The organism is uncultured Aggregatibacter sp., assembly GCF_938046485.1.
GTDB lineage: Bacteria > Pseudomonadota > Gammaproteobacteria > Enterobacterales > Pasteurellaceae > Aggregatibacter.
On record NZ_CALIWN010000020.1, the window covers coordinates 1 to 12,910 of the forward strand.

General features: G+C 44.5%; 17 protein-coding genes and 2 pseudogenes. 3 read left to right on the forward strand and 16 right to left on the reverse strand.

What is annotated here, in order from left to right; all coding sequences use genetic code 11:
* The 3 genes from Q0203_RS02260 to Q0203_RS02270 all read left to right on the forward strand — a co-directional run.
* Window positions 1-402: BRCT domain-containing protein (locus tag Q0203_RS02260; protein ID WP_297929203.1), on the forward strand; the 402-nt coding region annotated here is incomplete at its 5' end.
* 2 nt (window positions 403-404) lie between these two features.
* Window positions 405-629: an excalibur calcium-binding domain-containing protein gene (locus tag Q0203_RS02265; protein WP_297929205.1), complete on the forward strand. Its 225-nt coding sequence runs from the start codon at window positions 405-407 to the stop codon at window positions 627-629.
* Between the two features lie 8 nt (window positions 630-637).
* A complete protein-coding gene (locus Q0203_RS02270; RefSeq protein ID WP_297929207.1) occupies window positions 638-1,195 on the forward strand; it encodes a hypothetical protein in 558 nt (185 codons plus the stop codon).
* Window positions 1,196-1,222: 27 nt separating this feature from the next.
* On the opposite strand, the gene Q0203_RS02275 is transcribed toward Q0203_RS02270, so the two are convergent.
* The 16 genes and pseudogenes from Q0203_RS02275 to Q0203_RS02350 form a co-directional block, all read right to left on the reverse strand.
* Entirely contained in the window at window positions 1,223-2,407 is a 1,185-nt protein-coding gene (locus Q0203_RS02275; protein WP_297929209.1) for a phage late control D family protein, read from the reverse strand.
* Window positions 2,407-2,844, reverse strand: coding sequence for a phage tail protein (locus Q0203_RS02280; RefSeq protein ID WP_297929210.1), 438 nt, complete (start codon window positions 2,842-2,844; stop codon window positions 2,407-2,409). Before Q0203_RS02280 ends, Q0203_RS02275 begins: the two co-directional genes overlap by 1 nt.
* 328 nt (window positions 2,845-3,172) lie before the next feature.
* A complete protein-coding gene (locus Q0203_RS02285) occupies window positions 3,173-3,319 on the reverse strand; it encodes a GpE family phage tail protein (RefSeq protein WP_205768930.1) in 147 nt (48 codons plus the stop codon).
* 2 nt (window positions 3,320-3,321) lie between these two features.
* Window positions 3,322-3,624, reverse strand: coding sequence for a phage tail assembly protein (locus Q0203_RS02290; RefSeq protein ID WP_297929211.1), 303 nt, complete (start codon window positions 3,622-3,624; stop codon window positions 3,322-3,324).
* A gap of 91 nt (window positions 3,625-3,715) precedes the next feature.
* Window positions 3,716-4,217: pseudogene (locus Q0203_RS02295) on the reverse strand (phage major tail tube protein).
* Window positions 4,218-4,221: 4 nt separating this feature from the next.
* Window positions 4,222-5,406, reverse strand: a complete 1,185-nt coding sequence (locus tag Q0203_RS02300) for a phage tail sheath subtilisin-like domain-containing protein (protein WP_297929213.1) — start codon at window positions 5,404-5,406, stop codon at window positions 4,222-4,224.
* A 125-nt stretch (window positions 5,407-5,531) separates the two neighbouring features.
* On the reverse strand, window positions 5,532-5,798 hold the full coding sequence (locus Q0203_RS02305) for a DNA helicase UvrD (RefSeq protein WP_297929214.1): 267 nt from the start codon (window positions 5,796-5,798) through the stop codon (window positions 5,532-5,534).
* A complete protein-coding gene (locus Q0203_RS02310) occupies window positions 5,774-6,400 on the reverse strand; it encodes a hypothetical protein (RefSeq protein ID WP_297929216.1) in 627 nt (208 codons plus the stop codon). The genes Q0203_RS02305 and Q0203_RS02310 overlap by 25 nt, the downstream gene beginning before the upstream one ends.
* A gap of 13 nt (window positions 6,401-6,413) precedes the next feature.
* A complete protein-coding gene (locus tag Q0203_RS02315; RefSeq protein ID WP_297929218.1) occupies window positions 6,414-8,483 on the reverse strand; it encodes a phage tail protein in 2,070 nt (689 codons plus the stop codon).
* Window positions 8,484-8,498: 15 nt separating this feature from the next.
* On the reverse strand, window positions 8,499-9,035 hold the full coding sequence (locus Q0203_RS02320; protein WP_296025852.1) for a phage tail protein I: 537 nt from the start codon (window positions 9,033-9,035) through the stop codon (window positions 8,499-8,501).
* The gene (locus tag Q0203_RS02325) at window positions 9,025-9,939 is read right to left on the reverse strand and encodes a baseplate J/gp47 family protein (protein WP_297929220.1); all 915 of its coding nucleotides are present in this window, start codon (window positions 9,937-9,939) and stop codon (window positions 9,025-9,027) included. The genes Q0203_RS02320 and Q0203_RS02325 overlap by 11 nt, the downstream gene beginning before the upstream one ends.
* Entirely contained in the window at window positions 9,936-10,274 is a 339-nt protein-coding gene (locus tag Q0203_RS02330) for a GPW/gp25 family protein (RefSeq protein WP_296025858.1), read from the reverse strand. Before Q0203_RS02330 ends, Q0203_RS02325 begins: the two co-directional genes overlap by 4 nt.
* The gene (locus Q0203_RS02335; RefSeq protein WP_297929222.1) at window positions 10,274-10,882 is read right to left on the reverse strand and encodes a phage baseplate assembly protein V; all 609 of its coding nucleotides are present in this window, start codon (window positions 10,880-10,882) and stop codon (window positions 10,274-10,276) included. The genes Q0203_RS02330 and Q0203_RS02335 overlap by 1 nt, the downstream gene beginning before the upstream one ends.
* 125 nt (window positions 10,883-11,007) lie before the next feature.
* The gene (locus Q0203_RS02340; protein ID WP_296025862.1) at window positions 11,008-11,310 is read right to left on the reverse strand and encodes a DNA-binding transcriptional regulator; all 303 of its coding nucleotides are present in this window, start codon (window positions 11,308-11,310) and stop codon (window positions 11,008-11,010) included.
* Window positions 11,303-11,686 carry a type II toxin-antitoxin system RelE/ParE family toxin gene (locus Q0203_RS02345; RefSeq protein WP_297929224.1) on the reverse strand — a complete coding sequence of 128 codons (384 nt, stop codon included), beginning with the start codon at window positions 11,684-11,686 and terminating at the stop codon, window positions 11,303-11,305. The genes Q0203_RS02340 and Q0203_RS02345 overlap by 8 nt, the downstream gene beginning before the upstream one ends.
* A gap of 85 nt (window positions 11,687-11,771) precedes the next feature.
* Window positions 11,772-12,910 (reverse strand): annotated as a pseudogene (locus Q0203_RS02350) (phage tail tape measure protein); the annotation flags it as partial.

Below are 12,910 nucleotides of genomic sequence, written 5' to 3' on the forward strand. Positions count from 1 at the left end.
ATTATCACGGAAGAAGAACGCCACCAATTAAAATATATGCTTATTGATTTCACCGGTAGCGACCCAGAAAATGGCGTAGTTGACGGTTTAGCTATGGGAAAATCATTTTTCGATGATATATCTGATGTCGATTTTACTGATAAGGTGCTTTGCTTTACCGGAAAGTTCATTTATGGACCACGCGCTAAATGTGAAGAAAAAGCATGGGAACTTGGCTGCTTAACCATAAAAGATTGGCGTTCAGACTTAGATTATTTAATTGTCGGCACTCTCAATTCTCGCGATTGGATTTATCAAAGTTTCGGTCGAAAAATTGAAAAGGCAAAAGAATATCAAAAACAGGGGCATAAGGTGAAAGTGATCACAGAGGAACAATGGCTTAGTAATATTATGGGGAGCTGATAATGAAAAAACTACTCTTAATTCTGACCGCACTTTGTTTAATTTCTTCCCCCGCCCTTGCCAAAAGCAAAAAAGCCAATGCGGAACAGTTTAGCTGTGATGACGGCAAACGCACCTGCAAAGATATGGATAGCTGTGATGACGCTAAATTCCATTTGAGGGAGTGCGGCATGCAGAAACTAGATAGGGATAGAGATGGTGTGCCTTGTGAGAGTATTTGTGGGTAGAAATAAAAATGACAAATAGAAAAGAACCTAGTAGAAAAACCACTGGATTAATATTTGCCGACACAGGTGGTATATGTTGCATTTGCAAAAAAGACATTAGACACAAAAATGGAGTAAGTGCAGATAGGGCACATATTTACGGGTTAAACTTAGGCTCAGCAAGATTTAATCCAAATTTGTCGTATGAATTTCTTAATTCAGCAGAAAACTTGCTTGTTATTTGTAATGATTGCCATGATTTAATAGACAATATTGCACCTAATGAATACCCAGCAGAAAGGCTATTAGATTATAAATATAACCATATCGTAAACGGAATTTTAGAAAAATGGCGTGAATACCTTCGCAATTTTTATGATTCTCTTGATGCTATTCCTTACGATGATATAACTAATACAGCAGAGGCTTCAGGGTGGTTAAAAAAGGAAATGTCAATCAGAGTTAATCAATCTAATCATTTACCACCTCTTTTTCTTGAAAAGCTAAAAAAAGACATGGAGGGTTTGATGAAAGATACTATCGAAGATATTGATTTATATATTTTCTCCGATGATGAAAGTGAATAAGCAAAGCGGTCAAATGACCGCTATTTTTTATTTCTTCTTCACCTCAACCCCATCATCCTCAATCTTCAATTCGCACTCCACCTGTGACACATAACCATTATCTGTGATGGTATGCGTCACTCTTGTGATCAGCCAATTTGTGGCATCAATTTCTGCTTTAAAGCCTGAAAGTTCAATCGGCGTTTCCGGCATTAAATCAGGTTCACCAAAGGCGAGATTAAGGCTAAAAGTTGCCACGCCACGTTTTATCTTATCAAAGGCGGATTTAGCTGCAGTGATGGCGGTTCTTTCGCTTGCATAGGTGTGGCGCAATGATTTTATTTGAGAACTGTCACTGGTAATGGGTTCTTGTTGCTCAATTTCTCGATATGTTCGTTTGCTTAACCGCTTGTCTTTTACTGTACCATCTTTCAGCGTTCTGCCTTTCGTCATGCGCTTTTTTCTTACAATCTTGGTGTTTTCATCCACGGTGATTTCACCACGCTTGCCGCTGTCCGGATCATGCCAATAAGCTCGCACGGCTTTGTAGTTTTCACTTTCGGCAATGGAAAAATTGTAGTTGTCGCCATTTTTGCGGGTAATTTTGCGCAGTGGAATGTCTTTCCCTGTGACGGTTTTGCCTTTGCCTAATGGCATAAATAATAGCGTGCCATTTTTCACCGTACACATGGCACCGTGTTCTTCCGAAAGGCGTGTCAGTAGATTGATGTCGCTCTCATTGGTTTGGTCGATGTGGTCGATGAATCGATTTGCAAGCTCTTTTTCCACTTGGCTTTTGAGTTGATTTTCTTTGGCGATGGTATCAATTATTTCGCCTAAGGTTTTCTTATCAAATGAGCGTTCTTTTTGTTCGGAAAATGAGCCTTTTAAATCCGCCGCTCTTGCTCTGATGGTTAATCGGTCTGCCGAACCTGCACCGCCTGAAAACTGTACTTCATCGACAGAATATTGCCCTTTGTCAATTAGCGGCTTTCCTTTCCAACCAAGTGCAAGGCTGATTATGGCATTGCGTGGCGGTAAGGCTAGTTTGCCGTCATGGTCGGAGAGCTCTAAATCAAGGGTGTCCGCTTCTAAGCCGCGATTATCTGTCAAAGACAACGTGATTAATCTACTTGATACTACTTGCGTGATGTCTTGCTGTTTTTTGTCTTTCGTGGTGATCACCACTTTAAAAGCGGGCGTGCGGTGATTTTTACGTTCAAAATCCAACATCAGAACATCCCCGCAATGGATTCGGCAATTTCAATCAGCATAGGGTTATCAGTGCGTTTGAGATTAAGTGTGAAATCAATGGCGCGTGGCGCACCATCGCCGAATAATTCCGAGCGAATTTCTTGCAGCGATTCAATGACAAAAAAACCGATAATTTCAAAAGTGCCACCGTCAATCAGCGGAAATGCACCACCACTGTCCGCCATAAGTTCGAGGGCTTTTATGGAAAATCTGCCCCCGGTGATTTCGGGAATCAGTTTGCCGTTAATCGTCACGGTTTCACTTTCTTTGCCGGTGAACTGTGCTTTCGGCATAGCCCCCACCACGGAATTGGTTGGGTGTCGCCATGAGGATTGGCGGTCTAAGGTTTGAAACGGGACGGTTTGGCGGGCAAAGATAAACATGCCCAAGGCGGCAAGGGCGAAGTTTTGGAACATTATTTACCTTCCATAATTTTGACTGTCATTAACATCAATAAAACATCAATAAAAATAATCAAAATCCACCCGTCAATGTTGTGAAACATCAAAAACGTGGCGTACCCTGTGACGATGATGATTGATAAAAAATAGAAAAAGAAGATTAGAATTGATTTCATGCTTTATCCTAAAGAAAAGTGCGGTCAAAAAATCCCGTGATTTCTGACCGCACTTGATGAATTAGCGAAAGAGAAATGCAATGCCGAAAATCACAAGCAACCAAAAAACAATAAGTGAGATTAACAGCCCACGCCATACAATATGCCGAGGCATATTCAATAAATAATCAATCAGTTTCTGTTTCACTGCGTTCTCTCGCTTTTTCACGCCATTGCATGAGTTCGGTCACAGTCATATTTTCAAAGGCTTGAGGTTGCCAATGGAAAACCATGGCAATGTCTGCCATGGCGTCTTCCACGGTTGCCGAAATCAGAATTACTCGGTCGCTTCCGCTTCGGTCGTTTCCGAGTTCTTCCCTAAAAAACCAACGGCAGCCCCTGCCAGTTCGACGAAATCCGCCACTTCCATCGTGTCAAAATCTGCCCGATGCAATACCGGTTGGGTGACTCGTGGCAATAAAATACGCAGAGCGTCCACATCGGTGCTAAACACGTCCATGAGTTTTAACCCTTTTAATGCCGGCACGGTGGGTTTATTGACGGTGATTTCGGTGATCTCTTTGTCGCCGCGTTTAATCGGTTGGCTTAAAGTGATGACGGTTGAGGTTTCGTTTTTCATCGTTTTATCCTTTTAAAATTTCCCTCTTTCATAAAGAGGGGCTAAGTGAAGATTTTAAAAATGCCCCTGTGACGGGGCGGTGGTGTGTGAATTAAATACCGATGGCGCTACGGTGTTCCGCTAAGCGGTCAACGCCGTTGACAACAAAGATGGAATTGAGCAAGTCAATTTCGATGATGTCTTTGCCGTTTTCGATGATTTTGTAATAGGTCAACGGCACGGTGTAGCTTTGTTCGGTGTCGTCACCTGATTTGTTGGTGCCATTATCAATCTCACCGAAACGACCACGCATTTCCAATTCGATGGAAGTGACTTCTTCGGTGTCGTCCTGTTGATATGAACCGGCGAAACGTAATGCCGTGCCGTCAATGGAACCGCCAAATTCTTTGACCAATTCGGTCATGTAGCCGCCCATTTTGCACTTCTAACCCTTCTAAGCCTAAATTTACTTTTACCGGGCCAAACATACCGCCTGCACGGTATTCTTCCAGTTTCATGGCAAGTTTAGGTTGAGTGATTTCATTGATTTGTCCACGGTAGGAATTGCCGTTGCCGAGGAAGTTCATCAATTTTAATTTTCTTGGTAAAGCCATGGGATTATGCTCCTACTTTTGCAATTTCGCGGGCGAAGTCAACCAAGTATTCATCGCTGATGTATTGGTTGAATCCAAGTTGTTCAAGCGGCGGAACCGGGCAGTAATCATAAGAGATGAGCAGTTTGGCATCTTTTAACGTCGCTGCCGTGTTCAGTTCCGAATTAACAAAGGCTTTGCCGCCAATTAAATAACCTTTTGCGGTAAATTCACGCCATTTAGCATTAATTGCCGCCACGATTTCTTTCACCAACAACACGGAAATGTCTTTATCGACCGCCCAGTCAAAGGATTGCGCAATCGTATCTTTGAGAACTTGCGCCGTGCGGGTGTAGTTCTCGTAGATGAACAGTTTGTCAGCGGAACGGGTGCGAAGTCCCCAGAACTTAAAGCCGTTATGATTGACACAACAGGTGATGCCATTTTCGTTGAGATAATTCACATCCGTTGCGGAATCATTAATGTCAAAGGAAAGTGGCTTGGTTACACCGGTGACACCGTTTAGCCCTTTGTTTGAAATGGAGGTATGCCAACCATATTCTTTGTCTTGATAGGCGCGCATTGCAGCGGCACGTACCACAGCATAATCCACCTCGGTTTGTTTAGTGATTGGGTTGAAAGATTGGAAATCACCGAAGATCAGCATGAGTTCCCGTTGGGAAAAGTTGCGTCCATAGGTGACGGCTTGTTCTTTGGTATTGCAACCATAGCAAGAGGCATACACAAAGCCGTTGAGTTTTTGTGCCACACTCACCAATTCTGTGGTGACATCTTGTGAATCATACTTCGGCACACAGAAAATGCGTGGTTTAACACCGCACACAGACGCAGACACCAAAAAGGCTTTCAAACCGGTGTAGTTGCCTTCACTATCCACGGAACCAATAACATTGGCTTTCATTTGGCTTTCGTCTTCGCTTTCTTCCACGCGAATAACAACGACTTTACAATTCACAATGTCTGCAATGCCATCGAGCGCACGAGATAGCGTGCCTTTTTTACCTGCTTTGGAAATGACAGCGGAAGTGATGCCGGTGAGTAAGGTAGGTTTATTTAACGGGAACACAGCATTGTCGGCATCAGGTGCAGTAGCAACCAAGCCAATAACCGCCGTGGATGAGGTGGTTAGCGTGCGTAAGGCTTGGGAAATTTCCGTTACCTTGACACCATGTAAGAATTCTTCAGACATATTTTAGCCCTATGGTTTTTAAGTAATGCCTGTATTGTGATTGAGAGAGTAGGGGAGTGCGAGTGGTTGAAAATGTGAAAAACGGAGTAACAAAATGCGGCCAAAATTGACCGCACTTCTGATGATTATTGAAAGTCAGCCGGATATTGTCGCCGCTTAACCTCGCTTTCGTACGCCGTTTTGCAATGATTTTTGTCAAAAAAGACGGCGTTAATCACACGATACCAAATGCGCCAACGCTTGCGTGGATGTTTGGCCAACACTGCGCCGCGATAGGTACGACTGGATAGCGTTTCATCCGCCGCGCCACCAATGAGAGCGTTAAACAGTTGGTCGATGGCTATCAAGACGTGATAGCTCCATGTATTTAGCTTAGATTGGGTAATTGCCATGTTTCCACCTCGTTTTTGATTGTCTCTAATTCTTCCGGCTTGGTTGCGGTTAAAATACGGTCTTCGAGCTGTTGTCGTTGTCCGATGATTGCGCCAATAACCATTGCAAACATTTCAGATTTTTCGATGACTTTTTGCACCAAGATTTCAAATGGCACACCTCGCAATAGGGCAATTTGTTTTAGCATTGGCGTTTCTGCGTTGTGGTCAGCTTGCCATGCGAGAGCCTCTTTTTCCTGACGGTAAAAACTTTCTATTTCCGTTTGTGGATAACCAACTAATAAACCCGCTTTTAATGTGTCTGTTTTGCTAGCCAGTTGTGTAATTAGGCTTTCTTTTTGTTCGGCAAAAAGTGTGGTCTGTTTTTCGGGTGAAATCACCCATTTTTTGGCATCTAAATCAAAAACATGATACGCACTAGGCGCGCTGCCCGAGCATTGGATAACGCCATTGGCTACCCAGACTGCACCCCCGCCAGTAACACTGGCGGATATTAAATTGACTTTCTCCTCTGTCACGACATAACAGTCAGGAGGTAGTTGTCCGCTATCTAATGCATCATAATTTGGCTCAAAGGTGCCTGTTTTGATATTGTAAATCATTATCTCTCCTTACTTAAAAGCTAGCCCAACCAATGACATGCAGACGAAATCCAATATTACCCGACCGTTTGCAATATACCCTTACAATATTGTTACCTATCATATCCGTGCCATAGCTAAGTGCTTCACTGCCGTCATCAGATGCAATGGCATTGGCAAATCCACTGTATGCCATCGGAAGATAGATATCTACGTATGGCGAATGATAGTCATTTACCTTAACATTCATCAACGTCATACGGATGCCGCCTGTATCGTCAACTGGGAGGTCAACTACCTCCGTGCCGGCATAATGTGATGGAAACCAATGATTGTGACATCTTGATTTTTTGTGCGTGTCATTGGCTGGCGCGAATTGCTCATCTAACCAACCATAACGTTTTGACCAAATGCGGCCATTGTGGTGTATTTGGGCGGTTTTTTCCCTTCTGTCTGTATTGTAATCTTGCCCTTCTGGTGTGGTGAAAACATTAAATGCGACAGAATAATTTCCTAAATCTTCTGCTTGTGTTGTAACCAGTGGCGCAGGCGAGTTCCAGACTTTGTAATCAATCGACGCCCAGTTAACACCGGTGCTGTTAATGGTGATAAATCCACCGTTACTTATAAATGTAGGATTACCATTGATAATGGTGTCGCCTGTGCGCGGGACATATCTATCATTAACCCAGTCCTCATAGGCTACAACTTTCCATTGGCCTCGCTTTGGCAAAAGTGCAGAATGTAACTCAGTATCATTGCTCCAATAGCTTAGCTTATAAAAATTGGATTGGTCATCAGGTGTAGTCTCAATGCGGGAAAACTTGCCGGAAGAATTAAACTGGTTAATAAAACTGTAATCACCAAAATTTATGTTTAGCGGTCCGGTCATCGTATCGCCTGATTTCGATACACGATTGTTGGCGTTGTTATTGGCTCCATCTGCAGCATTTTTGGCTTCCACGCCTTTGTCATAAGCCGTTTTAACCGCTTTTGATGTTGCTACATTATTTTCGTCTTTGCTATTGACTGCGGATGATCGTTTGTTAAGAGGGATATAGTTATCATTAACCCAGTCCTCATAGGCTATCACTTTCCAGAGGCCTCGCTTTGGCAAAAGTGCAGAATGTAACTCAGTATCATTGCTCCGATAGCTTAGCTTATAAAAATTGGGTTGGTCATCAGGTGTAGTCTCAATGCGGGAAAACTTGCCGGAAGAATTAAACTGGTTAATAAAACTGTAATCACCAAAATTTATGTTTAGCGGTCCGGTCATCGTATCGCCTGATTTCGATACACGATTGTTGGCGTTGTTATTGGCTCCATCTGCAGCATTTTTGGCTTCCACGCCTTTGTCATAAGCCGTTTTAACCGCTTTTGATGTTGCTACATTATTTTCGTCGTTGCTATTGACTGCGGATGATCGTTTGTTAAGAGGGATATAGTTATTTAACGCAAGCTGCACCGTCGCAATCAGTTGCGCGAGTTTTTTCCCGGCTTTAGCGGTTAAGCCGAGGTTTTCACTATCTAGCCCTGTGTCGCTTGTGAGTTGGACGATACCGGCTTTTGTTGTGCTTGCTTTGTCGATAGCGTGGCTATGTCCGGTATTATCAAATCCATTTGCGCTATTTGCTGTGATGGTTTTCGGCGTAAGTTGTCCGCGTGTAACAAAAATGACGCTGTCGTCCACGGTGAGCGTGACGGCATTTGAGCTTGCAACAAGCAAAATCATGCGCATGACTTGGACTTTGCCGCTTCCGCTTGCCAAGGTCGGTTTAAAACTTTCCGGGCAGTTGGCATAGGCAATGAGTTTGTTTTGAGCGTCAAAAACACCCATCTCCCGAATATAAAAACCACCTATGTTTTCCGGGATAGTCAATTCAAAAACAACCTGTTTGTTATTGCGTGGGTCAAGCGATACAGCACTGATTGTTGCGCGATATTTTTCGTTGACCAAACGTTCTTGGCTGGCGCTTACCGTCACGGCATTGCCGTTGCCATCACCGACAGCAAAATGCGTAACGGTGAGTGGATTGTTGTTTGCAATGGCTTTTGCCAGTTGTTGTGTGCCGTATGTTGTAAAAACGGCGGTATATTGTGCCATGTGTTTGCTTCCTGTTTATTGTGCGTAAACGGTGATAATTTCGCCCGTTTGCTGTCCTAAAAATACGTTCATTGTGCCTGTTGGTGAGACCGCAATGGCGAGCTGTTTTAAGTGTCGGCTAACAGGTTTCACGTCATTGACTAATCTGACTAATTCGTTATAGGTCTGCTCGTTTAATCCTGTTTCCGGCACTTCAATCGTCAGGCTAAACGTTCCCGGCTCACCCATTGGCTCGGCGTTAAACCATTCTTTCAAGTTGACCATATAGCCTATAGGTTCAACCACTCGGCGCACGGCATTAATCGTCCCTTTACGTTTGTGGACAAGAAATGATTGCTTAATGGCGTTTCGTTTGACTTCGTCCGTCCAATTCTCGTCCCATTTGTCAACGGAAAACGCCCACGCCAGATAGGCAAGCAATTGCGGTGGGCAACGTTCCGGGTTGATTAGGTCCGCAATAATGACTGGATTTTCTACCGCAGTTTTGAGGATTTCCGCCGCGTGTTTTTCCAATGGGGTTGAGCCGAGGGGCAATAAGTGACTAGAAATCATCGCTTGTCACCACCTCAACTTGAATGTTTGTGCAATATGCCGATTTGTTGTTCGGCAACACGATGTCGGCTGTCGGGGCGAGCAACTCAACCCGTTGCACCCCGACCAAATGCAAGGCGGCATAAATACCGGATAAACTAATGTCACGCCCCAAACGGCGTTTTTCTTCGGTGTATGCCGTGAGTTTTTTCAATGCTTCCGCTTTGATGGGTTCGTATTCCGGTCCTCGGTATAAATGCAGTTTGGCGTGGATGGTGTAATTATGGATAGTCGCACTTTGCACGGTAACACGATCACCAATAGGGCGGATGTTGTCATCATTTAATCGTTCACGTACGGCTTGCAAAACCGTTTCGGAGGCGGTGCCTTGCCCGATACGGCTTAAAATAGTGACAGTAACGTGCGCAGGCTCCGGTGATACCACAGACACATCCGCTACTTCGGGATGAGCGGATAGGGCGTGAAATACATAAGCACTGCGAGGGCCCGCCACAGATAAGCCCTCAAAAGCTAATTGGGTTCTAACTCGCAATGCGGTGTCATCTTCATAAATTGCCGGCACTTTAGGTGTTTTGGTGTTATCTGCCGCTTGGATTAATTGGCGTTGCACGTTGTAATTGGCGGCGATAACGTCTAAATCTGTGCCGGTGGCGTATGCCAACATAGTGGCTTGCGCAGCATTGTTAATGCGATTACGCTCCAATAATTGCAGGTAAACCACTTCCTGCAGCAGTTTGGTGATGGGTTCACTTTCCAAGGCAAGTCTAGCCTGCCAAAAGGGGCGTTCATCTTCGTTAAAGAGATTGATAAACGCCGTTTTGCGTTCTGCAAGCAAAGTTTCAAAATCTAAATCTTCTAAGACTTTGGGCGGTTCCAGTTTGGAGAGATCTACTAATTCACTCATTGTTTTCCACCTAAGAATAAATCATCAAAATTCACGTTTTGATTGTTATTTCGTTTACGAGCCACGATGGTGCAGACAATGCCGTTTTCGCTGATGCGCGGCTGAAATTTGCTTATTTGAATACGAGGTTCCCATTTGGTTAATGCCATGACAGAGGCAGCAGCAAGTTGTAGCAATAAAGCGTGGTTCATTGGGCGGTCTATCAGTTCCGGAATGCGGCTGCCATAGTCTCGGCGTTGAATACGCGAGCCGATAGGCGTGAGAAGAATGTCCGCAATAGATTGTTTAATATGTGCGGTTTCGTCTGTAATTTTTTCACCGGTGAATCTGTTCATTATTTTGCCTTCGAGGTTAGATTGCCATCGCCTTGTTCTTGGTGAGTATGGTTCTTTAAGCTGATTGAGCCTGCTTTCACATCGCCTTTTGCAGTGACAGTGCCTTTTACTTCCACCTCACCACTGATGCTCATGTTGCCTTTGGTGCTGCCGTTGTCTGCGGTGGTAAGTGCGCCCATGATGTTGACATTGCCTTTGATGTTCACCGTTGGGCAATCAATATCAATTTGGTTTGCAGCGGTAATGGCGGCGGGTTTAATGCCTGCAACAACCAATGCCCCACTGGATTGGTTGTATTCAATTTTTGCGCCATCGGCAAATTCAATGACATGCACATCCGGCGAATGACTTGGGCTGTTTTGGGTGTATAGCCCCACTAAAATGCAAGCAGTGGTGAGCTCACCACTCGAAGCCAAAATGACACATTGTTCGCCAACTGTAGGTGGTGACCATGTTTTTGTTGTACCGGCTCGCAACGTAATAAAGGGCAAAAAACTCGTGAGAATTTGACCGCATTTTACCCGCGCTTTGGCATTGGCATGGTCCACTTCGGCAATTAAGCCAAAGCGAATGAGGTTATCAATTCGACGGTTTATTTCTGCGGACATGGGTAGCCTTACGGGTTAAATAATCCGTATTTTTGGCGATGCGGAGAGAAAGTGCGAGTATGAAAATGTGTGGAATTGGGTGCAACAAAAAAGCAAGCACGGTGGGCTTGCTTTTTTATGTGGGATTAGGCGAGGATTTCAATGCCTTTGTGTTGCACGAGGGTTAAAAGTTTTAGTGCCGTGCCGGTGGGTTTTTTGACCCCCCGCTCCCATTCGGAGATCATATTTTTGCTTACGTTGAGATAGTGGGCGAACACGGTTTGCGAAACTTGTTCTTTTTCGCGAATAGCTTTGATTTCGTCTGGCGTAAAAACAGGCACTGGCGTTAAACACAATTCATCAAATTTTTTCATCGTTTTTTTATCCATTAATCCGGCCTCATGCAAATCTGCCGCATTTTCATGGATCATTGCTAAGATTTCACTCATTTTTTCCCTCCGGTAATACTTCAATAAATAGCCCGTTTTTCACTTGTGATTCAATTTGCTGCGGTGTTAACTTGGCGTAGGCTTTCGCCAATTCTTTCAACGCCATTAATTCTTGCGCAGAAATATTGTCACGGGTATTTTTGCTGATAGCAGCGACAAAATAGCTGTTTTCATTGACCCTATAGACAATAAAGGAACGGAAACCACCACTGCGCCCCTGACCTTCTCTTGCTATGCGTTGTTTGATGATGTTGCCGCCTAAATCGGCGTCGATTAAACCTTCCTCCGCACGCATGACCGCATCAAACAGATCAGCATCGGTGACGTGGTTTTTCTGCGCGAATTTATCAAAGGCTTTGGTTTTAAATATTCTCATTGGCTGCGCTTGCTGTCATCTTTAAGAGTATATTAGCAAAGTTAGACACGGGCTTCAACAAAAAAAAAGGGCTTTCGCCCTTTTGTTACTCTCTGTCGCGCATACTGCTGCGTTGTCTTGCCTGTTGTTGATTTTGGATGCGTTGCATTTCTTGTGTGACCATACGGGCAATGGTGCGTTCGTCCTGCCCCGGTGCAGCGTTGATGGTGATGTTCACCGCCATGGGTTGCGCGGTAGGCTGCACCATCATCGGGTGGGCAGAAATCGGCGGTCGGCTGTCTACCTGAATCGGCGCAGCGGTTGCCACGCTCATGCTCAATCCTGTCGCCAATAAGGCGTTTTTGCCGTAGTTTAAGGCGTTAAGCAACGGCACGCCAAGGCGTGAGGTGGTTTCCTTGGTCATAACATACTCACCGCCATGCACAATGCCCATGGGTTGATATTTTCCGCCATTGCCAGTGTATCCGCCTGAAGAATACATATCCCAATCTGAAAGTGCATCTAGGATTCTTTCAGTTGTACTTCCTGATTTGATAACCTTGTTTGTTTCTTCATTTCTTGATTGTTTGGCATTTTCAACAATTTTTGCCCCCGCTTGAATACCTGGCATATTATCGATCACCCATTGGATGCTATCCATTAGCCATTGCAAAGGTTTGGTGACTAAATCAATGCCGGCGGCCAACCATTCTCCAAATTTTTTGCCTGCGCTTGCGGCAGCATCTAAATCTTCCTTAGTACTTTGCACCGGTGAAAGTAAGTCGGTGAACCATTTCACGGCTTTTTCAAGCCAATCCACTATAACGCCAAATAATGCACCTAGCGGTTTTAACTTTTCTATCACCGGTGCAAGCCCTGATTTTAGCCCATCCCAAAAACCACCAAAGAAGGCTTTGACTTTATCCCAGTATTTGTAAATCAGCAATGCAGTTGCCACGAAAGCGATGCCGACCGGGGAAAGAAGCATTGGTAATAGTTTAAGTGGCGAAAGTAGCCATCTTGCAATCGTTCCGCCCACCCCGCTAATTTGCCCAGCGAATTTCGGTAAAAGGATGTTGAGTTTGCTTACCCCGAGAAATAAGCGTGCGATAGGATAAAGCACAAAACTTAACGCGAAAGCAAGCGCACCAAACACGGTGAGCGATCCGCCGATTGCACCTGCAACTAATAACATATTTTTAGCAAGTTTTGGATGTGCCTGAATCCATTTATTGCCCTTATCAA